General features: G+C 61.3%; 21 protein-coding genes. 13 read left to right on the top strand and 8 right to left on the bottom strand.

What is annotated here, in order from left to right:
• Window positions 1-439: 439 nt before the first annotated feature.
• The 5 genes from AB5Y68_RS14345 (at window position 440) to AB5Y68_RS14365 (ending at window position 6,566) form a co-directional block, all read left to right on the top strand.
• A complete protein-coding gene (locus AB5Y68_RS14345; protein WP_010672341.1) occupies window positions 440-1,012 on the top strand; it encodes a common pilus major fimbrillin subunit EcpA in 573 nt (190 codons plus the stop codon).
• A gap of 60 nt (window positions 1,013-1,072) precedes the next feature.
• Window positions 1,073-1,732: a fimbria/pilus periplasmic chaperone gene (locus AB5Y68_RS14350; protein WP_039040681.1), complete on the top strand. Its 660-nt coding sequence runs from the start codon at window positions 1,073-1,075 to the stop codon at window positions 1,730-1,732.
• 78 nt (window positions 1,733-1,810) lie between these two features.
• The gene (locus tag AB5Y68_RS14355; RefSeq protein ID WP_234704038.1) at window positions 1,811-4,258 is read left to right on the top strand and encodes a fimbrial biogenesis outer membrane usher protein; all 2,448 of its coding nucleotides are present in this window, start codon (window positions 1,811-1,813) and stop codon (window positions 4,256-4,258) included.
• Window positions 4,259-4,260: 2 nt separating this feature from the next.
• Window positions 4,261-5,877 carry a hypothetical protein gene (locus AB5Y68_RS14360; protein ID WP_039040679.1) on the top strand — a complete coding sequence of 539 codons (1,617 nt, stop codon included), beginning with the start codon at window positions 4,261-4,263 and terminating at the stop codon, window positions 5,875-5,877.
• 14 nt (window positions 5,878-5,891) lie between these two features.
• A complete protein-coding gene (locus AB5Y68_RS14365) occupies window positions 5,892-6,566 on the top strand; it encodes a fimbria/pilus periplasmic chaperone (RefSeq protein ID WP_039040697.1) in 675 nt (224 codons plus the stop codon).
• A 34-nt stretch (window positions 6,567-6,600) separates the two neighbouring features.
• Here the strand turns inward: AB5Y68_RS14365 and leuE are convergent, their stop codons facing one another.
• Window positions 6,601-7,239 carry a leucine efflux protein LeuE gene (gene leuE, locus AB5Y68_RS14370; protein WP_010672336.1) on the bottom strand — a complete coding sequence of 213 codons (639 nt, stop codon included), beginning with the start codon at window positions 7,237-7,239 and terminating at the stop codon, window positions 6,601-6,603.
• A 211-nt stretch (window positions 7,240-7,450) separates the two neighbouring features.
• Here leuE and AB5Y68_RS14375 point away from each other — a divergent pair, with 211 nt between their 5' ends.
• On the top strand, window positions 7,451-8,671 hold the full coding sequence (locus AB5Y68_RS14375; RefSeq protein ID WP_039040678.1) for an MFS transporter: 1,221 nt from the start codon (window positions 7,451-7,453) through the stop codon (window positions 8,669-8,671).
• 240 nt (window positions 8,672-8,911) lie between these two features.
• Here the strand turns inward: AB5Y68_RS14375 and AB5Y68_RS14380 are convergent, their stop codons facing one another.
• Window positions 8,912-10,096: an NAD(P)/FAD-dependent oxidoreductase gene (locus AB5Y68_RS14380; protein ID WP_039040677.1), complete on the bottom strand. Its 1,185-nt coding sequence runs from the start codon at window positions 10,094-10,096 to the stop codon at window positions 8,912-8,914.
• An 82-nt stretch (window positions 10,097-10,178) separates the two neighbouring features.
• Entirely contained in the window at window positions 10,179-10,703 is a 525-nt protein-coding gene (gene ftnA / locus AB5Y68_RS14385) for a non-heme ferritin (protein ID WP_010672333.1), read from the bottom strand.
• A 209-nt stretch (window positions 10,704-10,912) separates the two neighbouring features.
• Here ftnA and AB5Y68_RS14390 point away from each other — a divergent pair, with 209 nt between their 5' ends.
• Window positions 10,913-12,697: a diguanylate cyclase gene (locus AB5Y68_RS14390; RefSeq protein ID WP_039040676.1), complete on the top strand. Its 1,785-nt coding sequence runs from the start codon at window positions 10,913-10,915 to the stop codon at window positions 12,695-12,697.
• Between the two features lie 18 nt (window positions 12,698-12,715).
• On the opposite strand, the gene fabV is transcribed toward AB5Y68_RS14390, so the two are convergent.
• Entirely contained in the window at window positions 12,716-13,903 is a 1,188-nt protein-coding gene (gene fabV, locus AB5Y68_RS14395; protein ID WP_039040675.1) for an enoyl-ACP reductase FabV, read from the bottom strand.
• A 452-nt stretch (window positions 13,904-14,355) separates the two neighbouring features.
• On the opposite strand from fabV, the gene AB5Y68_RS14400 reads away from it, so the two are divergent.
• Window positions 14,356-14,790: a universal stress protein gene (locus tag AB5Y68_RS14400; RefSeq protein WP_010672329.1), complete on the top strand. Its 435-nt coding sequence runs from the start codon at window positions 14,356-14,358 to the stop codon at window positions 14,788-14,790.
• A gap of 191 nt (window positions 14,791-14,981) precedes the next feature.
• Complete coding sequence (gene trpS, locus AB5Y68_RS14405) at window positions 14,982-15,995, top strand: tryptophan--tRNA ligase (protein WP_039040673.1); 1,014 nt, start codon at window positions 14,982-14,984, stop codon at window positions 15,993-15,995.
• Here the strand turns inward: trpS and AB5Y68_RS14410 are convergent.
• The gene (locus tag AB5Y68_RS14410; RefSeq protein ID WP_039040672.1) at window positions 15,974-16,948 is read right to left on the bottom strand and encodes a LysR family transcriptional regulator; all 975 of its coding nucleotides are present in this window, start codon (window positions 16,946-16,948) and stop codon (window positions 15,974-15,976) included. The genes trpS and AB5Y68_RS14410 overlap by 22 nt on opposite strands.
• Before the next feature lie 91 nt (window positions 16,949-17,039).
• Between AB5Y68_RS14410 and AB5Y68_RS14415 the strand changes: the two genes are divergently transcribed.
• Both AB5Y68_RS14415 and AB5Y68_RS14420 read left to right on the top strand, forming a co-directional pair.
• Complete coding sequence (locus tag AB5Y68_RS14415; RefSeq protein ID WP_039040671.1) at window positions 17,040-17,939, top strand: DMT family transporter; 900 nt, start codon at window positions 17,040-17,042, stop codon at window positions 17,937-17,939.
• Window positions 17,924-18,085 (top strand): hypothetical protein, encoded by a 162-nt coding sequence (locus tag AB5Y68_RS14420; protein WP_010672325.1) that lies wholly within the window; start codon window positions 17,924-17,926, stop codon window positions 18,083-18,085. The genes AB5Y68_RS14415 and AB5Y68_RS14420 overlap by 16 nt, the downstream gene beginning before the upstream one ends.
• Before the next feature lie 105 nt (window positions 18,086-18,190).
• Here AB5Y68_RS14420 and AB5Y68_RS14425 read toward each other — a convergent pair whose 3' ends face one another.
• Entirely contained in the window at window positions 18,191-18,661 is a 471-nt protein-coding gene (locus AB5Y68_RS14425) for a DUF6314 family protein (protein ID WP_039040696.1), read from the bottom strand.
• 42 nt (window positions 18,662-18,703) lie between these two features.
• Here AB5Y68_RS14425 and AB5Y68_RS14430 point away from each other — a divergent pair, with 42 nt between their 5' ends.
• Entirely contained in the window at window positions 18,704-19,558 is an 855-nt protein-coding gene (locus tag AB5Y68_RS14430; protein WP_039040670.1) for a DMT family transporter, read from the top strand.
• A 63-nt stretch (window positions 19,559-19,621) separates the two neighbouring features.
• On the opposite strand, the gene AB5Y68_RS14435 is transcribed toward AB5Y68_RS14430, so the two are convergent.
• On the bottom strand, window positions 19,622-20,485 hold the full coding sequence (locus AB5Y68_RS14435; protein WP_039040669.1) for a sensor domain-containing diguanylate cyclase: 864 nt from the start codon (window positions 20,483-20,485) through the stop codon (window positions 19,622-19,624).
• 239 nt (window positions 20,486-20,724) lie between these two features.
• Complete coding sequence (locus AB5Y68_RS14440; RefSeq protein ID WP_010672321.1) at window positions 20,725-21,438, bottom strand: 3-deoxy-D-manno-octulosonic acid kinase; 714 nt, start codon at window positions 21,436-21,438, stop codon at window positions 20,725-20,727.
• Window positions 21,439-21,576: 138 nt separating this feature from the next.
• Between AB5Y68_RS14440 and AB5Y68_RS14445 the strand changes: the two genes are divergently transcribed.
• On the top strand, window positions 21,577-22,677 hold the full coding sequence (locus tag AB5Y68_RS14445; protein WP_039040695.1) for a glycosyltransferase family 9 protein: 1,101 nt from the start codon (window positions 21,577-21,579) through the stop codon (window positions 22,675-22,677).
• The last annotated feature ends 185 nt before the right edge of the window (window positions 22,678-22,862 follow it).

Raw genomic sequence — 22,862 nt, forward strand, 5'->3', positions numbered from 1 at the left:
TTTTTTATATATTTATCAATACATTGCACTTACATTTCCTCGTATGAGGCCCTTTTTTGCCAATTTTCCTCCCTTGCTGATTTCCCCCCTTCCCGGTTTTTCCAACTGTCTTCCTCCTACGAAAAAAAGACCAAAAAAACATATAAATCAAATACATGGGAAGAGGCAAGCCACTGAAAGAAAAAGAAAAAAATTTATTTTATAAGGGTTTACACCCACTTTCCTTTGGGATTTTTCCTACACACCATTCGGTCGATCAAGACAGATCCGATCGCTATCTTGATCGACGAAAAAACAAGCTGGTCCGAGGAGCAACCTGTTCCAGGTCCGGCTGCCACGACTGGTCGAATCGTCACCAACGTGGCAAGGCATGCCCCTGACGGGCAATGAACCAACCGGGTGGTCAATACCATCCAGAAGATATGTAGGAAATATCGTAATGAAGAAGACTCTGATTGCTCTGTCCGTGGCTACCCTGGGCTTTGCCGCCACCGCTCAAGCCGCCGTAGAAGCGTCTGCCGTCGCGACCTGGCAGGCCACTGCCAAGAAAGACACCACTTCCGAGCTGGTGGTCACCCCGCTCTCCAGCCTCTCCTTCCAATATGCCGAAGGGATCAAGGGGTTCAACACCGTCAACGGCCTGTTCGATGTCGCCATCAAGGGTGATGCCAGCGCGACCGACTTCACCCTGAAGGCGAAGAAACTGAACGGCACCCTGAATCACCTCGGTGGCGACTCCACCGTCGATGTGGGCGTGCTGTGGGGCGGCGCACCGGTCAGCACAACCGCCTACACCACCCTGATCGACACCGCTGCCGGCATCACGGGGGGGAATCTTTCTCCTCTTGCCAACGGCTTCAAGAACGATGCCGAACGCGTCACGGCGCAGGGTTCCTTCACTTTCAACATTGAAAGTGCCACTGCCAGCGGCACCCCCACCACCTTTGACGCCCTGCCGGACGGCCTGTGGAGCGGTGAAGTCAACGTCGAGTTCGTAGCGAACTGGAGCTAACTCATCCACCGCATACCATTGAGGGCCCTGCGGGGCCCTTTGTTCTCTTAGGGGCACATCATGAACCTGAAAATTGCAGCGATCTGGCTGCTGCTCATTCCCGGTATCAGCCAGGCGATCAATGTCGGCGCCGTCACCACCTTCATCGATGCAGGCAGCCAGGAGGTCGCCAAACAGATTGAAAATGGCAGCGACCAGGCCAGATTGGTCACGATCAGCGTGACACGCATCACCTCACCGGAAGAGGGAGGGCAGGAGATCCCCATGGAAGTCAGCGGCGAGCTGATGTTGTCACCCAGTCGGCTGATGCTGCCCGCCAATGCCAGAAACAACGTCAGGTTCTTTTACAAGGGCCCGCAGGATGACAAGGAGCGTTACTACCGCATCCGCTGGCTGGACACGGCGCTCTCCGTCGACGATCAGCGCAACGAACGCCGCCAGGCGGTTGCCACCACGTCAGCACAGATAGGCACCATTCTGGTGGTAACACCACGCCAGCACCGGTTCGCCTACGACCTGAAGGACGACATGCTCACCAACCAGGGCAATGCCTCCTATCGCACGGTAGCGTATGGCCCCTGCCTGAAAGGCGAGGAGCTGTGCAAGGAAACCTACTACGACCTGCCGGGCAAGCAGCGCCGGTTCAAGCAGGTCAATATGCGTGATCCAAAGAGCCACCTGGGACTCTGGCTGGGTCAGGAATTCGTCGTCATCAAGTAATCCCCAATCACGGTACCGCCCCACCCTCTTGCAGGGTGACGGCTCTCGTTCTCCACACCCGGAACCATGGTGCTCGATATGTTGAAAAAAGCCTGGCTGTTGCCGTTCTCCTGGCTGATTGCGATGTCAGCCTCGGCCAGCACTGCTGCCCCTCTCAAAATTGCCAACGTCATCATTCCTGCCAGTTTTGCCAAGGCGCTGGAAGAGGGGCTGGCGGTACCGGTACGCCTGCGATACACGGATGAGGACAACAGGATCGACACCCTGACCGACGACACCATCGGCAATGCCACCCTGCTGCTGCAAGACGGCAAGCTGCACTTGTTGCACCTTGATTTCAGTGCCGGCCAGCAGCAAGGTGTGCTGAACGATGCCCTTACCACTCTGCTCTCCAGCAAGCAAAGACGCACCTTTTCTGCCGATGGCGACTTGCAGATCGATGCCGATGCCAGCATGCAGCTGGACCTCGTCGCCATGCTGCTCACCATCCGGGTGTCACGGGATGCCTTTGGCCAGGCGAGGCAATCTGACAACCGTGTCGCACTGACCCCGACGGTGGACACCCTGACGGGCGTACAGCGCTACAACCTGGGTTACTCCTTCATCAATACCCCCCAGAGCGGACACCAGGACTCCAATTTCCTGCAGCTGGAGAGTACCGTCGGGCTGGGCGCGCACCATGTCGCCGTGGATGCCTCCCTTTACAACCTGGGTGAGCCGGAGCAGAGCGGCGATATCTACCGCGCCATGTACGAACGGGATCTCGATGATCGCCGCATCGCAGCAGGCATGGTCTCGACATGGGACCTGCAGACCCTGGGGGTGGTGACGGGCCTGACCACGGGTCGCCTCTACGGCGCATCCTATGGCAACCAGGCGCAATCTCGAAAACAGACCACCAACGAATCGACCACTCCGGTGCAAGTCTTCATGCCCGCCAACGGCGAGGTCAGGGTCTATCGGGATGAACGCCTGATAGGCCTGCAAAACCTGGCGATCGGCAACCAGCACATCGACACCTCCGCGTTCCCCAACGGGGTCTACAACGTCACGGTCGAAGTCTATGTCGACGGCCGCCTGACCAGCACGACCACCCAGCGAGTCACCAAGCTGGGCGGCAATCAGGGCTTTACCCGGGAGTGGGGATGGCAATGGTGGGGAGGCATGATGGAGAACAGCCAGCACAGCGGCGATTCCCCCCTGCTCGGTCTGTCGCTGGCACGCTCGCTGGATGCCCTTGATCTGGCGACGACCACCTATGCTTTCAGGGATGCGGCCGTCGGCGAGGCACGCGCAAGCTGGCAGGTCACGGATCGCCTCGGCACCCAGTTGCAAAGCATGCTGTCCACCGATCACTCCTGGCGGCTGGCGTCCAGCCTTTCCTGGCAAGCCCATGACAATGCCTCCCTGTGGGTCAGCCAGGAAAAACTGTATGCAGGCGATGCCCTGGGAGTGAGTGCAACCGAGCTCTACTCTGCCGGCATCACGATCAATCTGGGTGGCTGGGTCAGCGGCATGGGTCAACTGACCTTCAACACCACGCACGACCGTCAGATGAACAGCGATCGCAGTTATGCGGATTACTACCAGCACCTCTATGCGGGCCGATACGGCACCCTCTCCATGCGCGCCAGCCTGCAGAGCGACAGTGGCACACTCAATGGATTCAGCAACAAGAGCATCACCCTGGACTACTCCATCCCGTTCGACAATCTGTTCAGCTTCGGCATGAGCAGCAACGAGCAGGGCCAGACCACGGCCAACCTCAACTATCAGAAGCGCATGGAGGGAGCCATCAACCTGGCCGCACTGAATGCCTCCCGCATGATGCACGGCAGCGACACACACAATATGGCGCTTTCCGGCACCCTGGGGTTCGAAAATAGGGTCATCGGCGGCACCATAACGCTGGGTCGCGGTCATGGCGGCGACGTGAATGGCAACCTGATTGCACGGGGTGCCCTGATCACCACGGAGAACGACGTGATCGCATCCAGCCGGAGCACCTCTGGTTCAGGCCTCATCATCAATACCGGCATCCACCGGGAAGGACAGATGCTCGCCAAGGTGAATGGACAGGACTACCCCCTGCAAGGGGAACAGACCTTCCTGGCGCTCCCGCCTTATCAGGAATACGAGGTGGAACTGCTCAACAGCAAGACGGGCAAGGACAGCTATGACATCAACACCGGCAAGCAGCGCTATACCCTGTTCCCCGGCAACGTCGCCACTCTGGATGCCGGCAGCAGCATCAAGGAGATGGTCACCGTGTTTGGCGTACTCAGGGCAGAAGATGGCTCGCTGCTTGCTAACGCCCGCATTGACAACCACATCGGCACCACGGTGACCAACGAGGTCGGCGAGTTCACCCTGGACGTGGACAAGGCCAACCCCATGCTGACTTTCCGCCGGGGAAGCGACTTCTGTGAAGCCGACCTGGATCTTGCACAACACACGGGCGCGGCCTGGGTCGGCATCGTGACCTGCCAGGGACTGCCCACCTACGCCATGGTGAGAGAGTATTGAACATGAACATCACACACAGATTGCTGCTGGTCATTGCACTTGGCGCCGGCTGGGCACAGCAAGGCAGTGCGGCTGTCACAAAATATAATCTGGCTGATGCCGATCTTCGTCATTTGCTGTTTATTGAAAATCAGGAGGACAACAATTTATTCATTACCCCAACCGATTATCTGGACCCTCGCTTGTCAGGTGGCAATGCCTGGACGTCCGACTCCAGACAGGTCAGCCTGGCATATGCTGACAATGGCTATAACTACACAGTCACCAACGACAATATCGACATGTGGGAAAACGGCCCGATTCGGTATCCTTATATCAATCAGCGTTGCATAAAGAGCTGGTCTGGATGTGACCCGCAAACGGCAGAGGCGGTCAACAAGCCGAGCGTCGTCAATGAAACAGGTTTCTTTGGATTAACGAAGGCGGCAACTGGATATGCTCATGCAAAATTGAGCGCCAGCTTCTTTGATTACCTGCGTACAATGCCGGTTGGAGCCATCCTGAACAGGGAAATGAACCTCTGCAGGACCACCAGAGCCTATGATGCAGCCTCGGGTGAGCGTTGCATAGATCAAAGCAGCGGCACCTGGTATGTGAGAAAGGTACAGCACAAGAAAGCGGGTCATCTTCGTTTTATACAGACCAATGCCATCAGTGAAGTGATCGTGGACAGCAATGGAGCACCCTATGTGTTACCCGGTTCACAAGGCTGCGAGAATTATCGGCTGGGTACCCGTGATGGTATTCTCTGCCGTTTTCTTGACTACGATTTCAGTCAGGATGGTAGTCAGTCCTTCTCCGATCCCTATGTATACACAAACATAAAAAATGCGGCCCTGAACAGCGCCATTGCCAGTGCAGATGTGCAAATGAGCGCAAATCTCACCAATTGGGCAAGCAAGGGTGCTGACTACAAGATCGGCTATCTCAATGGGCAGTCGTCTATTTATCTGTTTCTCTCCAGTAATTTTTTCAAACAGGTGGTCAGACTCGGGCTTCAGGATCAACTGACAAGAAGTTTGATTAACTTCAACATGCGAAATGTCAAAGCACCAGAAAGTGGGTTTTATGAATTCAGTGGCACCACTGAAATCGTGATAAAGCCGCGGGACTTCAGCGTATCCATCTTGTCTTCGGAGGGCGTCAGCAATCCTTACAGGGAGGGGCAGGTCGGAAAAGACATTCTGAGCTTCTCATACAATATCTCTGATAGCGGCCCCATCAGTGCCGATATGCTGGAAATTTCTATTTCACAGGACAGGGGGTCGCCTTATCGGGGATATTGCACTTTCTATCCGGCAGGCTCCTTCGCACCTGAACAGGCCGTCCCCATCCCTACCAGGCTGGTATTCGATTCGGTGGCTCATGGAGCGGGTTCACGGCACGCCATTCGCTGCGATCGCACACCGGTGGATATTCGCACCCTCGGAATACAGGACAATCAACCACCGCAGGAGTGGAATGATCCCGTCAACGGTCAGGGCATCACCCGGTTTTACAAGCTGGCGCTGGAATTCGACCTGACCGATCCCATGGTGCAGCGCACCATGGGCGACGAGATGTGGGAAGGCGAGGTGGAACAAAGCGGCACCATCACCATCAAGGGGACCTGGCGCTGACCATGGAGTACAACATGCATCGTCTACTTTGGCCCTTGCTGGGCGGCTTGCTGGCCTCACAGGCCGCCGCCCTCGACATCGGCGCCATGACTCTTGCCATGGCGCCAGAGCAGGAGTTCATTACCAGAACCCTGACCAACAACAGTGCTTCACCCAAGCTGTACGACATACAGATGGAAAAAATCAGCGACCCCACGGCCAGAGGCAGGACACTGCCCACCGTCCCCGGTGAGCTGCTGTTTGCCCCCAGGCGCTTCACCCTGCACGCCAGACATGCCCAGAACGTCAAGTTCTACTACAAGGGGCCCGCCGATGACCATGAGCGTTACTACCGCATCACCTTCACCGAGTCACCAGCAGCCCAGGTGGATGAAGGCAGCCAGACGCAGCACCAGGGAACCGTCGAGGTGAAACTGGCCCTGCAGTCCATCCTGGTGGTGCGTCCGCGTCAGTCACGTTTTGCATACCAGTTGGACCCGGCACAGAGCACCATCACCAATACCGGCAACACCTATTTCGAGTTCATGGTGAAACGGGGCTGCCAGCAGGCGGACAGCGAGGCGGACAGCAAGTACCTGCTGCCCGGGGAGACCTACCACAATCCCCGGATCAATCAGCCGGGCAACCAGAAGCTCATCGTCTACCAGTCCCGCTTCATCCCGGTGGGCAAGGATTGCTGGCCAGACTAGGTGCCCGACACCGGACGGTCAGCAATCCCCAGGGTCAGGAGGAGAGCGTCGCCAGCCTGGCCGCAAACCCCATGAAGAAGAGGCCGATAAGGCCGTTGCCGAGACGGGCCGCCGTCTGGCGCTGACGGAAAAAGCGGGCCATCAGGGTACCGCCGAAGATCAGCAGGGTCAGGTAGACGAAACTCATCGCTTCCAGCATGCCAGCCAGCACCAGGTAGGAGATCCAGGTGTGGGCATAGCTGAAGTCGATGAACTGCACGAAGAAAGAGACGTAGAACAGGATCGCCTTGGGATTGGTGAGGCTCAGGGTGAGGGCCTTGGTAAAATAGCGCTCACCGGGATCCATCTCGGACGCCGGTCCCGCCTTTTTGGCGATGAAGTTCGCGTGCAGGATCTTCACCCCCAGATAAAGCAGATAGATGGCGCCCAGATAGCGCACCAGGGTAAAGAGCAATGGGGTGGTGCGAATGAGGGACGCGATCCCCAGATAGGCGCAGAAAATGAGAATGGCATCGCCGACGAAGACGCCGAGGGCGGCGCGATAACCCGGGCCTATGCCGCGCACGGCACCGGTTCGCAGCACGTAGAGGGAGTTCGGGCCCGGGGCGATGATGATGAAGAAGAGACCGACCAGATAGGTCCAGACGTTGATGACACCCAGGCTTTCGAACATGTTCCCTCCATGGCGGGTGATGAGCCGGATAACGGCGGCAGGCCTTCTATACTAATCCGCCCCGCGCCAAGCACAAGATCTGACCAGCCATCCACACGCCGTCAGCATGAACGGCCTGCGCGCCACGCGAACGCAATCCGGGCGTTCGCCCACTTTGGTTATGTCCAGATACGCCGGGATAGGGCATGGTAGAGGGAGTGATACCCCAGCCATGGACAAGACCTTGAGTACCGACACCCCGATCACCGCCCCGCCCGCGGTGGACAACCCGACTACCACCGCTTATCCGGTGATCGCCGCCATCAGCTTCTCGCACCTGTTGAACGACATGATGCAGTCGGTACTGCTGGCCATCTATCCCCTCCTGAAGCTGGGGCTCGATCTGTCGTTCACCCAGATAGGTCTCATCACCCTCACCTACCAGTTCACGGCCTCGCTGCTGCAACCCCTGATCGGCCTCTATACCGACCGCAGACCCATGCCCTACTCCCTGCCTCTGGGCATGGGCTTCACGCTGGTGGGGCTGCTCTACCTGTCGCAGGCAGGCAGCTTTGGCGCCGTGCTGTTGTCGGCCATGCTGATCGGCATGGGCTCCTCCGTCTTCCACCCGGAATCCTCCCGGGTCGCCCGCATGGCGGCCGGCAACCAGCCTGGTCTGGCCCAGTCTCTGTTCCAGATCGGCGGCAATCTGGGATCGGCCATCGGCCCCCTGCTCGCGGCGCTCATCATAGTGCCGAAGGGACAGGGCAGTGCGGCCTGGTTCTCGTTGTTCGCACTCATCGGGGTCATCGTGCTCAGCTTCGTCGGCCGCTGGTCCAGCCACCATGCCGCCAGCTTCCATCGGCGGATGAGAGCCCATGCCGGTACCGGCCTGAGCCGCCGCCAGATTGGCTGGTCACTGGCCATCCTCGGTCTGCTGATGTTCTCCAAGTTCTTCTACATGGCCAGCCTGAGCAGCTATTACACCTTCTACCTGATGGACAAGTTCCACCTGTCGCTGGAGAGCGCCCAGCTCTATCTGTTCGCCTTCCTGTTTGCCGTCGCGGCGGGGACAGTGCTCGGCGGGCCGCTCGGCGATCGCATCGGTCGCAAGCGGGTGATCTGGATCTCCATCCTCGGCGTCGCTCCCTTCACCCTGCTGCTGCCCCACGTCGACCTGTTCTGGACCTCGGTGCTGTCGATCGTCATCGGCCTCATCCTGGCGTCGGCCTTCTCCGCCATCCTGGTCTACGCCCAGGATCTGGTACCCGGCAAGGTCGGCACCATTTCCGGCCTCTTCTTCGGCTTCGCCTTCGGCATGGGAGGGATAGGGGCCGCCCTGCTGGGCAAATTGGCCGATGCCACCAGCATCGAAACCGTCTATCAGGTCTGCGCCTATCTGCCCCTTATTGGCCTGCTGACCGCCTTCCTGCCCAATATCAGGAGAGGCTAGAGGCCAAGCGGCCGCCAGCGTCGACGGACGAGTCGACCGACCATAAAAAACGCGGCCTGAGCAGGCCGCGTCTGGTTCCATCACTCGGGCCGCCTGACACGGCCCGATCCGCTCGGACTCATCCGCCGAGCCTCTTTGTCAGCAATACGGCCTCTCCCCCAGCCCGACGAGCGGGCCCACTGGAAGTTGTCACCCGAGAGGCCGCTGACGGGACCATTCACCGCAGGGCCGCGGCGTCCCTCAGCAGTACTGGCCTGCCACCCAGCCCGACGACCAGGCCCACTGGAAGTTGTAACCACCGAGCCAGCCGGTCACATCGACCACTTCGCCGATGAAGTAGAGGCCGGGCACGGTGCGCGCCTCCATGGTCTTGGAGGAGAGCGCGTTGGTATCCACTCCCCCCAGGGTCACTTCGGCGGTGCGATACCCTTCGGTGCCGTTGGGCAGGATCTGCCAATCCCCCAGCAGGGTGGCCACCGCCTCCAGCTCCCGCTCGTTGTACTGGCGCATCGGCTTGCTCACCAGCCATCCCAGCTCCACCAGCTTGTCGACGAAGCGCTTGGGCAGCTCGCGCCCCAGCACGGTTTTCAGTTCCTGGGCAGGATGGGCCTGGGCCCAGGTCTTGAGGGTCTCTGGAATGTCGAGATCCGGCAGCAGGTTGATGTGGATCTTCTCCCCCGCCAGCCAAAAAGAGGAGATCTGCAGGATGGCGGGGCCGGAGAGGCCGCGATGGGTGAACAGCATGGCCTCCTTGAAGCGGGTGCCATCCTCGGCGGTCACCGCCACCGGCAGGCTGACCCCCGCCAGATCGGCGAAGGCCTCCTTGTCGGCCTGGTGCAGGGTAAAGGGCACCAACCCGGCGCGAGTCGGCAGCACGGTGAGGCCGAACTGCTCCGCCAGCTTGAAGCCGTAGGGGGTGGCACCGAGTTTCGGCATGGAGAGGCCGCCGGTGGCGACCACCAGCGACGAGCAGGCGATCTTCCCCTTGCTGGTGTCGAGCACGAAGCCTTCATCTGTCTTGCTGACGGTGAGGATCTCGGTCTGGAACTGCAGGGTCACGCCAGCCCAGTCGCACTCGGTCAGCAGGATGTCGACGATATCCTTGGCGCTGTCGTCGCAGAAGAGCTGGCCCAGCGTCTTCTCGTGGTAGTTCAGGCCGTGCCTGTCCACCAGATCGATGAAATCCTGCTGGGTATAGCGCGCCAGCGCCGATTTGCAGAAGTGGGGGTTGGCCGAAAGGAAGGCATGGGGACCCGCCTGATGATTGGTGAAGTTGCAGCGACCGCCGCCGCTGATGAGGATCTTGCGGCCCGGCTTCTTGGCGTTGTCGAGCACCAGCACGGAGCGACCCCGGTAGCCAGCCTGGGCCGCACACATCAATCCGGCCGCCCCGGCACCGATCACCACCACATCCACCTGTTTCATCGTCACTCACCCATCAAAAGAAAAACGGCCCCTTTACAAGGGGCCGTCATTGTACTGACTGAACACTAAGTGTCCACGACTATCAGGCGTTGCCGTCCATGATGCTGGCCGGGGCGCCCTTGGCCAACTCGGCCAGCTCCTTGTCGATGAAATAGAGGCCCTTGCCATCCTCGCCCACCAGGCTCAGACGGTCGACGATGCTCTTGAACAGCTTCTCCTCTTCGTGCTGCTCGGCCACGTACCACTGCAGGAAGTTGAAGGTGGAGTAATCCTGGGTGGTGAAGGCGACGTGGGCCAGACCGTTGATGCACTTGGTGATGTGATACTCGTGCTCCAGGGTGGTGCGGAAGATGTCACCCAGGGACTTGAATTCATGGGGAGGCGCTTCGATGGCCCCCAGCACCGGCATGGCGCCGGTCTCGCTCACGTAGGTGAACAGGCGCTCCATGTGCTGGCGCTCCTCGACCGCATGCTGGCGCAGGAAGGTGGCGGCCCCCTCGAAGCCCTTGTCCTCGCACCAGGCGCTCATCTGCAGGTAGAGGTTGGAGGAATAGAATTCAAGATTAATCTGCTCGTTCAACTTCTCGATCATGGCTTTGGCCAACATGATGATTCTCCACTGTGATTTGCCCACGATTGTCGCCACTGTTGCATCCTGACGCAACCAGAGACAACCGACGCACCCCGCAGTTGCGACGACTTTTCACCTCATCCTCTCCCCCATACGGTTATAGAGAAGCAAAGAAACATGGTGTAGGTGACATCAGCCATTATGATGGCGCCATTGGTCGGGGAAAGGATTCAATGAGATTCATAATGGCACTGGCGCTGCTCTGGATGACCCAGTTGCAGGCAGCTCCCTCCTTGCTGAAAGAGGCTGAATTGCAGGCGGCGCGCGATCCCGTCGGCTATCTGCAGCGCCTCGACGCCAGTCCCCAGCAGGATATGGAACTGTTCTACGCCAGGTCCCTGGCCCAGGCAGCCCTAGGCCGCTATCCCCAGGCACAGCGCGACAATGCCCGCGCCCGGGGTCTGGCCAATGCCCAGCAGGAGACCCTGCGCCTGCTCGACTTCCGGTTGCAGCAGATTGCCCTGACCCTGGATGCCGATACGCCGGATCAGGCGCTCGAGCTGCTCACCCAGCTCTGGCCAGCGGTCCGGCATCACCCCAGGCAGGTCTCGGAGTGGCATGCCCTCAACGGGCTCGCCCTCTACCGTACCCAGCAGATGAAAGAGGCGATCCTCGAGCTCAAGACCGCCTATCACCTCAAGCAGAAAGAGCCGGGTTCCATCCTCTCCACCTTGCAGTGCGGCCGTCTGCTGATGACCCTCGGCAACCTCTATGCGGACCTCAATCTCTACCGTGAGGCCGAGACCTATTATCAGGATGCCCTCGGCCAGATGGTGCAGCTCAACGAACCCAACAGCCAGGCCATCATCCGGGCCAACATGGCCAGGCTCTACATCGACATGGGCCAGCCTGCCAGAGCCAGCCAGTTGCTCGATACCCTGCTGGCCACGCCGAGCCTGTCACCCCACTATCGCGCCATCGTCCTCGGCTACCAGGCCATGGTGTTCAACGCACGGGCGGACTGGCACGCCGCCTGGCGCAGCCTGGAGGAGGCACAAGCCATCTATGACAGGCTGGATAGCCCGCAGGCGGCCTCCCGTCTGACCGAGATCAGGGCAAGAACCCTGCTGGGTCGTGGCGAGAAGCAGCTGGCCCTGCAACTGCTGATGGAGCACACCGCCCCTCTCTCCATGGATGGTCGGGCGATGCAGGCCAGGTTACTGGCCGATCTGGGCCGCTACCCCGAGGCCTACGGGGCCATGACCCGCTACATGCAGTACTACAAGCAGCACTTCAACCAGACCCTGAGCCAGCACGCGGCCGCCTTCCAGGTCGAGATGGATCTGGCTCGCAGCGAGGCCAGCAATCGCGCGTTGCAGCAGGAGAACGAGAGCAAGCGCCAGCAACTGCTCTACCAGCAGAGTGCCCGCTACTACCAATTGCTGCTGCTGGTGCTGCTGGCCGTCGCTCTGATCCTGCTCGGGCTCACCACCCGCAGGCTCCACCGCAGCTCGCGCCACCTCTACAAGCTCGCCACCTTCGATCAGCTGACCGGGCTGCCCAACCGGCGCGCCCTGCTGGAGAGACTGGGTCAGCAATGGCTGCACGAAACGCCCCTGACCCTGCTCATCATCGACATCGATCACTTCAAGCAGATCAACGACAAGCATGGTCACCAGGCGGGGGATCAGGCTATCCGGCAGTTGGCCAGGGAGCTCAAGAGCTGGGCGCCGGACCAGCAGTTGATCGGGCGCTGGGGCGGGGAAGAATTTCTGGTGGCCATGACCCAGGACGGGGCCACCTGCTGGCGGCAGGCGGAGCAGCTGAGAAGCCGGATCGCCTACCTGGCGGCCCCCCACATGACCATCAGCATCGGAGTGGCGGAACGCTCGACGCAGGATGACAGCCTGAGCCAGCTCATCCATCGGGCCGACATGGCCATGTATCAGGCGAAGCGCCAGGGGCGCAACCAGACCGTGCTGGCCCAGTCTCCCAATCTTTCCCCTGAACTGGCCTGCAACGTCGCCTGATGCCCCCTCGTGCGGGTGTCAGGGCGTCAGCTCAGTGAGTGACGCCACGTTCACCGGCGCACCGTAATCCACCCCCGGCAGCTCGAAGCCGTTGAGCTGCATGAACTCCTGGCGCAACCCGGCAAAATCCCCCAGGGTGCGGAAGTTCTCCGGCGTCACCTTGGGCCAGAGCGCCGAGACGGCGGCCTGCACCGCTGGCTCAAGCTCGTGGTCATCCATCCGGATCAGCCGGTTGCCATCGGCGACGACCCCTCTGGGCCCGTACATCTTGTCGGCAAACAGCCGCTGCATCTGCTCGATGCAGCCCTCGTGGACACCACGCTCCTTCATCACCCCCATCAACAGGCCCAGATAGACAGGCAGCACCGGAATAAACACGCTCGCCTTGGTCACCAGCGCCTTGCAAACCGACACCCAGGCATGACCGCCAATCCCGGCAAGTTGCAGGTTGATGGTCTCGGCGGTGGCGTGCAGGTGCTCCTTGGCATAGCCGATGGTGCCGTCCCGATAGAGGGGATAGGTGGACTCGGGGCCGATATAGGAGTAGGCAACGGTCCGGGCGCCGGGGGCCAGGCAATCCGCCTGCTGCAATGCCTGCATCCAGCGCTGCCAGTCCTCGCCCCCCATCACGGTGACGGTGTCGCGGATCTCCTCCGGGGTGGCTGGCACCAGCGACTGCTGCACCAGCGCATCGTGCTCCAGATCCAGCCCCCAGCCTTGCAGCGGCTGGCCTGTGGTCTTGAGCACCGAGCGTACCTGTGTGCCATCCGGCATCACCCTGACTCCGCTCGCCAGCGAATAGACCACCAGATCCACCTGCCCGAGTCGCTGGCGGATGACGTCGATGGCCTGCTGGCGCATGGTGTCGGAGAAGGCATCTCCGATCAGGTTGACGGCGATGCGACCGGCTTGCTCCGCCGCCTGACGAAACCAGATGTTGTTGTACCAGCCAGCACTGCCGAGCCCCTTGTCGGAGGGACCCCGCTCGAACGAGACGCCCAGGGTATCGGCCCCGGCGCCGAAGGTGAGCGCGATCCGGGACGCCAGCCCGAAACCGGACGATGCCCCCAGCACCAGCACCCGTTTCGGCCCGTTGAACGGCCCCGCCGCCCGCACCTGTTCGATCTGTTGCAGCACGGCGGCGCGACAACCCATGGGGTGGCAATTGCGGGCAACACAACCCTGGATCTGGGGATGAATGATCATGAAGGACTCTCCGGTGCATCGGTGGGACATGAGAAACGGCCATGACAGCGTCACCCGGTTGCAGGTGAGGAGCCCTGGCCGTTTTGCCAAGGGAACTGGCTACAGCATAACCAAGGGGGGCGGGATTACCTTGATGTCGGACGGGATATGGACTGGAAGAGGGCAGAAAAACAAAAGGGAGCGCGAGGCTCCCCAAAGCGGTATTCAGATGCTTTTTGTTGTTTTGTGTTCATTGCGAAGCACGGGCACATCCTATTCCCCCACCTTCCCGAGGGCAATAGCACGCCTGTGACCGGCGTCAAACTCCTGTTCAAAATATGCACTCCCCGGCCACCTGCACCTCTACGCCTTCCGGTTCGGGGTCAGGCAAATCCTGAAACTGTGGCGACGATGCCGTTTTAGTTTCAGCAGACATTGGTATAGTGGACCCAGGATCAGTGAGGAGAACTCCCATGAATGGAACCTATTACAAACACGTACTGGCCGCGATCGACCTGTCGGAAGACAACCGCAAGGTGATCGAGAAGGCGGTCGACCGGGCCCGCTCCAACGGCGCCAAGCTGTCGGTGATCCATGTGGATGTGGACCTCAAGGATCTCTACACCGAGATGATCGACATCGACATCGACAACGTGCAGGACCAGGTGATCGCCGAAGCGAAGGAGAAGCTGGAAGCCTTCCTCGCCTCGGTGGACTACCCCATCGAGAAGAAGCTGGTCATCTGCGGCGATCTGAGCGAGCGGGTCAACCAGGCGGTCAAGGACTACCAGATCGACCTGCTGGTGTGCGGCCATCGCCAGAGCTTCTGGAGCCTGCTCACCTCGAGCGCACGCCAGCTGATGAATACCGTGCCCTGCGACATGCTGGTCGTGCCCTTGCAGAAGTGATCGAACAGGCGTAGTGTGATTTGCCATGAATATGACCTCATTCAATCACAACTACTGGTGGTGCTGCTTCTAAACAGGCGGCACTGCTTTTCTATGTAGAATTTCCCAAAGAAAACACCGTGACCGCCGAGAGGCGGTCATTGTTTTCATCCCTTTGTCGCCTCCCGGCTCACCCCACTGGAGAGAGTGACATGCACAACCCCGTGATCCTGACCGGCGACCGCCCCACCGGCAAACTGCACATCGGCCACTACGTCGGCTCCCTGCGCCAGCGCGTGGCCGCCCAGCACCATTACCGCCAGTTCGTCATGATCGCCGATCTGCAGGCGCTGACCGACAACGGCCACAACCCGGCCAAGGTGACCGACCACGTGCTGGAGGTGATGGCCGACTACCTGGCCGCCGGCCTCGACCCGGCCAAGACCACTTTCTGTCTCCAGAGCGCCCTGCCCGCCCTCGCCGAACTCACGACCTACTACCTCAACCTGGTCAGCGTCGCCCGGCTGGAGCGCAACCCCACGGTGAAGGCCGAGATCCAGCAAAAAGGGTTCGAGCGCAGCCTGCCCGCCGGCTTCCTCGTCTATCCGGTCAGCCAGGCCGCCGACATCACCGCCTTTCGTGCCACTCACGTACCGGTGGGCGAGGATCAGCTGCCCATGCTGGAGCAGACCAACGAGATAGTGCGCCGCTTTAACACCCTGGTTGGCAAAGAGGTGCTGACCGAGTGCCAGCCCATCCTGAGCGACACCGGCCGCCTGCCCGGCATCGACGGCAAGGCCAAGATGTCCAAGTCCCTTGGCAACACCATCGAACTCGGCATGTCGAGCGGCGAGATCAAGCAGGCGGTGTTCGCCATGTATACCGACCCCAATCACCTCAAGGTGAGCGATCCGGGTCAGGTGGAGGGCAATACGGTGTTCGCCTATCTGGATGCCTTCCACCCCGACAAGGCCCTGGTGGCCGAGATGAAGGCCCACTACCAGCGTGGTGGTCTGGGGGACATGCGCTGCAAGCAGGTACTCAACGACTGCCTGCAGACCCTGCTCGCTCCGATGCGGGAGCGGCGCGAGGCAGCCATCGCCGACAAGCGCCAGCTGCTGCGCCTGTTGCAGCAGGGTACCGAGCAGGCCCGGGCCCTCACCGACGAGGTGCTGGCCGAGGTGAAGGGGGCGATGGGGCTGGACTACTTCTCCGGATTGGCGTGATCTGCCCCCTGCGGCGCGGGATGGCCGAGCGCATCCGCGCCGTAGCGCTCCCTCGCCAGCCGGTGCAACAACCCCTTGAACCAGCCGATCGCCTCGTCATGGGCACTGAGCGGGTGGCCCGCCATCAGGTAGACGATGGGGATGGCGGGTTCCAGCTGGTGCAGGCGCAACGGATAGTGGCGACAGAAGTGGCGCCCGATCATCTCGGGCACCACCACCAGGTAGCGGCCGGTCGCCATCAGCGGCGGTACCGCCATAAAGCTCGGCAGCCTGACCCCCAGCTCCCGCTCCACCCCGAAACGGGCCAGCCAGAGATCCACCATGGCCTGGCTGTGGCCCCAGCTGGAGGTGTGGATATGGGGGCGGCTGACCAGTTCTCCCGGCCCCAGCATGTCGGGCAGAGCGCTGCCGAGGGGCGACAAACAGACCAGCGGATTGCTGAACCACTCCTCGCGCCACAACCGGGGCGAGAGATGGTTGGCACCGGCAAACCCGATCACCAAATCCAGTTCCCCCTTCTCCAGCTCCCGCTCGTAGTCGCTGTCCGCCAGCTCGCACACTTCCAGTCGGCAGTGGGGAGCCTGCTGCACCATCCACTCCACCAGCACCGGCACTAGGCCGTGCTCCACCGAGCCCGGGGTGGCGATGCGAAAGATCCGCCGGGCACTTGCCGGGTCGAATCCCTTGGCCTGACGCAGCCCCTGCTCCAGCATGGCCAGCGCCTGGCGCACCGGGCTCGCCAGCGCCTTGGCCCGTTCGGTCGGCATCATCTCGCGCCGACTCATCACGAACAGGGGGTCGTCAAGCGCCGTTCGCAGCCGCCCCAGGGCGTGGCTGACGGTGGACTGGGAGAGGTGCAGCCGTTCGGCGGCACGGGTGACGTTGCGCTCCTGCATCAGCATGTCGAACACGGTGAGCAGGTTGAGGTCGAGGCGGGAGAGGGGCAGTTCCATCGATATTGGCCATAGTTGAATGACGACAATTCATTTTTGGCATAGTAGCAGATTGCATAGAATGCGCGGGCGAATTACATCGGAGATTCAAATGCGTAGCTATCTGTTGTTGCTGGCGATCGGCCTGTTGTGGGGCTCCCAGTTCATTTTCATGCACCAGGCCGTGGCTGAACTGCCCCCCATCATGGTGGCCGCCGGACGCGCCCTGTGCGGCAGCCTGACCCTGGGTCTGCTCTGCCTGTTCATGCGCCTCAAGAGTGAACACACGCCCTGGCGAACCTATATGCTGATCGCCCTGCTCGACGCCACCATCCCCTTCATCATGGTGGCCTGGGGACAACAGTATGTGGACAGCGCCATCGCGGCCGTGGTCATGGGTTGTATCCCCTTTGTGACCATTCTGGCGGCTCCCTTGTTTATTTCTGGTGAAAGAATCACCAAGGGCGGCCTCGTCTCCGTGATCATCGGCTTCATCGGCGTGCTGGTACTGTTCTGGCCCAAGCTGACCAGCGGCATGAATGCCGGCCTGCTCGGTGCCATGGCCATCCTGTTCGGTGCCAGCTGCTTCGCCATCGGCCTGCTGATGATCAAGCGCTTCGCTAAGGACCATCCTGTGGTCGTGGCCCGCAACATCCTGATCTCCTCAGCCATCCAGCTGCTGCTGGCCGCGCCCTTCGTGGCCGACCTGAGCAGCATCACCCTGCCGAGCCAGCAGGCCATGGGCGCCGTCGCCATGCTGGGGATCTTCTGTACCGGCCTGGTCTACTTCCTCTACATGGCGCTGATCCAGAAGGCGGGCCCGACCTTCGCCTCCTTCAGCAACTACCTGGTGCCGCTGTTCGGCGTCATGCTGGGAGCCCTGTTCCTCGGCGAGCAGATCCAGTCCACCACGGGCGTGGCGCTGGCCCTGATCCTGGGTTCGGTCGCCCTCAACCAGTGGGCACAGCAGCGCCGCCAACAGCGGGAGGCTGCCCTATGTCAGGCATCCTGACCACCCTCTGCGGCGGTCTGGTACTGATAGCCGGCTGGCAGTATCGCCACCGGCTGGCCGGGGTGCTGGGTCTGCTGATGGTGCTGCTGCCCTGGTTCTTCGACAGCAAGCTGCAAGCCATGCTGAACTATGCACTGAATGCCTGAAGACCCTCTCTGCGTGTGTGACGAGAGTATATCTCTCCTGTTTTTGGGACCGTTTTAACAAAACCTCCGATTTGTCCCCTCTACCGGCGCCCTGCGCCGGTTTTTTTATCTCTGCGCCTCTGGTCCGTAGCGATAACTCAACCGCTCGTTCTTGCGCGGCCCCGTTATCTGCCAGGCGAGCAGGAAACCCTCGCCGGTTTCGGTCAGCTCGGCGCTGTAGTGATCCTGCCCGCACAGGTGAGGCTCGGCCGTGACCCAGTGCCCGTCCCCCCGGGGCAACAGCTCGAACAGCATCACCGGCTGCTCGTAGCGCAGGTGGGAGAGCATGATCCCCCGTGCGGTGCGCTGCCACCAGAAGCGGTTGTGCATGGTCAGCTCCCGGCCATGGGGCGTGGTGTAGCGACCCGTCTCGGCATACAGCCACCCCCCATGGTGATCGGTCACCACCACGGCACCCTCCCCGCGACCGCACCAGTCGGTGGCGGATCCGACCCCGTTGCTCGCCTCGAAGGCAAATGCTCCGATCTGTGACAACCCTTCCCATAAACGCTGGATCGCGCCTTCCAACTCGGCCATCATAGCGCCCTCCAAATTGACAACTGACGACAATTCAATCACATGAACTACTTGATAGGGGTTACCCTGCTCTGGTCCTTCTCCTTCAGCCTGATCGGGGTCTACCTTGCCGGTCAGGTGGATGCCTACTTCTCGGTACTGACCCGCATCGTGCTCGCCAGCCTGGTGTTTCTGCCCTTCCTGCGCCGTCGCTGGCTGCGCCCCGATCTGGTGGCCAAGCTGATGGCCCTCGGTGCCATCCAGCTCGGCATCATGTATCTCTTCTACTACCACTCCTTCCTGCTCTTGACGGTACCGGAAGTACTGGTGTTCACCATCTTCACCCCCATCTATGTCACCCTGATCCACGACCTGCTGGAAGGGCGCTTCAAGCCTGTCTATCTGTGGGGGGCCCTGCTGGCGGTGCTGGGGGCGGCCGTCATCCGTTTCGACGGCCTGACCGAAAGCTATGTACTGGGATTCCTGGTGGTGCAGGGCGCCAACGTCTGCTTCGCCCTGGGCCAGGTGGGCTACAAGGTGCTGCTGGCCCGGGAGGCTGAGCAGCCGCCCCAGCTGGCGGTGTTCGGCTGCTTCTATCTGGGCGCCCTGGTGATCGCCCTGCCCGCCTGGTGGCTGCTGGGCAAACCTCAATATCCCACCAGCCCCCTGCAATGGGGCATCCTCTTCTGGCTGGGGGTCGGGGCATCCGGGCTCGGCTACTTCCTGTGGAACAAGGGGGCGACCCTGGTCAGCAGCGGCGTGCTGGCCATCATGAACAACGCCTTGATCCCCGCGGGTCTGCTGGTCAATCTGGTGCTCTGGGGAAAGGATACCGACCTGCTCAGGCTCGGTCTGGGCGCCCTGCTGATGCTGGCTTCCCTCTGGGTCTGCCAGCGTCAGCAGGTCAGTGAGCACTGACTGAAAACCATTGACGCTGATGGGTCCATCGGCGTCAATGGGTTCGCGGACAGTGACTGGCCGTCAGCCGACCACGGCGTTGTGTTCCCGCTTCGCCTGACCGTGGCAGGAGGCCAACCGGGCCAGCAGGTGATCGAGCTGCTCGGCACTCTGGCTCTGCACCAGGCCGATGCTCACGGTCACCGGACGCTGGGGCAGCAGGCTGGCGTCGGCGATCTCGAGCCGCAGCCGCTCGGCAATCTCCAGGCCGCTCAACCGATCGGTCTGGGAGAGCATCAGAATGAAGCCGTCTTCGTCCCAACGGGCGAAGGGATCTTCCCGACGCAGCTCGCGGCGCACGATGCGGGCCAGCTTGGCCAGCATGGCGTCGCAGGCCGCCTCCCCGAACAACTGCAGGATCTTGCTGCGGTGATCCACGCTGAACTGCAGCAGACAGAAACTGCCGCTCTCGCTGGCCAGCCGTTCATCCAGCAATAGCTCGAAGTGGCTGCGGCTCTCGAGGCCGGTGAGGGGATCCGTGTCGTGGCGATCCTCCAGGGGCGCCATGGCGGCATCCAGATGGCGAACCACCCCCAGCAGTTGACCCCCTTCGTCGCGACGGACCCGCTCCTCCAGCCGGATGTAATGGCCCTGATGGTGCAGGATGCGGTACTCGAGTCGAAGCCCGTTGCTGCGCCCTTGCTGACAGGCCTCCAGGGCCTCTGCCAGACGGGGAGCATCATCCGGATGTACCCGATCCAGCCAGCCGAGATCCCCCAGCTCGCCCCCCTCCAGACCCAGCAGTTGCAGACAGGAAGGGTCCCGCCTCAGACCCTGCCCGGCCGACCAGGTCCAGATCCCGGCCTCCAACATCGCCATGGCCTGTGCCATCAGCGTCACCTCAAGGGGAGTGGTGACCTCAACCCCGGGAGTCTCATACCTTTCCATCACGCGCCTCGAAACCGGATCTGAATATCTGTCCAAGCAATCACACTCAATAAGTAACATTGGTGCTGGCGCCGAGCAACCGCGCCAGCATCGCTGGCCTCGCACCTCTCGCCCCCGGTGGTCCGCCATCAGGGCTTGCCAGCCTCCAGCTACGAAGTGAAGCCCGACGTCACGCCACCTTGCCCTGATAGCCTGCCATCAGGGCCTGCCAGCCTCCAGCTACGAAGTGAAACCCGACGTCACGCCACCTTGCCCTGATAGCCTGCCATCAGCGCCTGCCAGTTCTCCGGCACGAAGTGGAAGCTGGTGTGCAGTTGCGACTCCTTGTTGAAGGAGCGCAGCAACCGCTCCAGGTTGGCCTGCTGCCAGTTGCCGGGGGAGCGGATGGCTCCTTTGTCGAAGTCGATCACCCACACCTTACCCTCCTTGTCGAGCAGCAGGTTGTGGCTGTTGAGATCCGCATGATAGACCCCTGCATCGTGCAACTGGCGCACCGTTTTGCCTATCTTGTGCCACACCTCACCGGCGATCGGCCCCTGCTTGAGCAGGGCCACCAGATCCTTGGCGCCGCGAATGCGCTCGATCAGGATGTCGGCCCGATAGAAGGGTCCCTGCTTGACCATGCGGGCCGCAAAGGGGCGCGGCACCGGCAGCCCCTGTTCACTCAGGGTCGCCAGCAGACGATATTCAGCCATGGCCCGGCTGCTCTCCACCCCCTCAAACCAGAACCGGTCACGCACCAGCTTGCCCACCATGCCGCCACGGTAGTAGTGACGCAGCACCAAGTGGCGGGATTCATCCTTCACGAACCAGGTCACCCCGCGACCGATGGAAGAACCTACCACCTGGCGATGGGTCTGCCACCAGACAGGATCGAACAAGGCAGGGGAAGGATCGCGGAAGACTCCGTCGGCATACCAGCAGACCTGGTTGTGGGTGGTGTGTGTCAGCATGATGAGAATTCCGGTCGATAGTGGGTGCAGGGCATCCATTCAGAAAGCCGTGCCGGTCGGGCAACCGGCGCAATTTTACAATCCACAGGGGAGTTTGCATAATGCCATCCATCCATTTTGCCATCGTTGCGCCACATCATGCCGCTGTTCCAAACGCCGCCCTCCTCCATCTGCATCCTGCGGCTCTCCGCCATCGGAGATTGCTGCCACGCGCTGGCGCTGGTGCGCGTCATCCAGCGGGAGTGGCCCCAGACCCGCATCACCTGGATCACCGGCAAGATTGAGGCGACCCTGTTTGCCGATCTGCCGGGGGTCGAGGTCATTCCCTTCGACAAGAGCAAGGGGGTGCGCGGCTATCGCGATCTCTGGCAGACCCTCAAGGGGCGCAGGTTTGATGCCCTGCTCCACCTGCAGGCCGCCATGCGCGCCAGCATCGCCACCCTCGGCATCAAGGCCAAGGTCAAACTCGGGTTTGATCGGGAGCGCGCCAGCGACGGTCAGTGGCTGTTCACCAACCATCGAGTTCCCTCACCCGCCTCCCCCCACGTGCTGGACGGCTTTCTCGCCTTCGCCAAAGAGCTCGGGATAAAGGATCTGACCCCGGACTGGCAACCGCCCATCAGCGCCGAGCACCAGGCCTGGGCGAAGGAGAAAATTGGCGGCAAGCCGGCCCTGCTCATCTGCGCCGCTGCCAGCAAGGCATTCAAGAATTGGACTGCCGCCGGCTATGCCGCGCTGGCGGATCACGCCGCAGACAAGGGCTTTCAGGTCTATCTGTGTGGCGGACCGGCCAGGCTGGAGCGGGATCTCGCCGCCGAGATCCAGCGCCTCAGCCAGAGCAAGCCGGCAGATTTGGTGGGGCAGACCAGCCTCAAGCAATTGCTGGCGCTGATTGGCGAGGCGAGCCTGGTGCTGGCCCCGGATACCGGCCCTGCCCACATGGCTACCCTGGTGGGGACACCCGTGATCGGCCTCTACGCCCACCACAACCCGGAGCGTACCGGACCCTATCTGTGCCGGGATTATCTGGTCAGCGTCTATCAAGAACTGATTGAGCAGGAGACCGGCAAGCCGCTGGCCGAGCTCGGCTGGCGCACCCGCCTCAAGGATCCGGACGCCATGGCCAAGATAAGCCGCGAGCGGGTCATCGCCGCCTTCGACCGCCTCTGTACCGACAAGCATCTTCTACCGACCCAGGGCAACTCGGAAATTCCGAGCCCTGGCGCAGGGATAATCTGATGGCCCGGCCCCGGCTCCGTGGGCAGAATGGCCCTCTATGCGGGTAACGCCCGCACAGCAAGCTACGGATATTTTGATCGGCTGGAATATGATTCCGGCCGTTTTTTTATCCGCCCCCATCTGCTAACATTCGCCGCCTTTACATCCTCCTGACTCTGATTCCTCCGCGCATTGCGAGCAACCGT

The sequence above is a fragment of the Aeromonas sp. R6-1 genome (assembly GCF_040908165.1).
Classification (GTDB): Bacteria; Pseudomonadota; Gammaproteobacteria; order Enterobacterales; family Aeromonadaceae; genus Aeromonas; species Aeromonas caviae.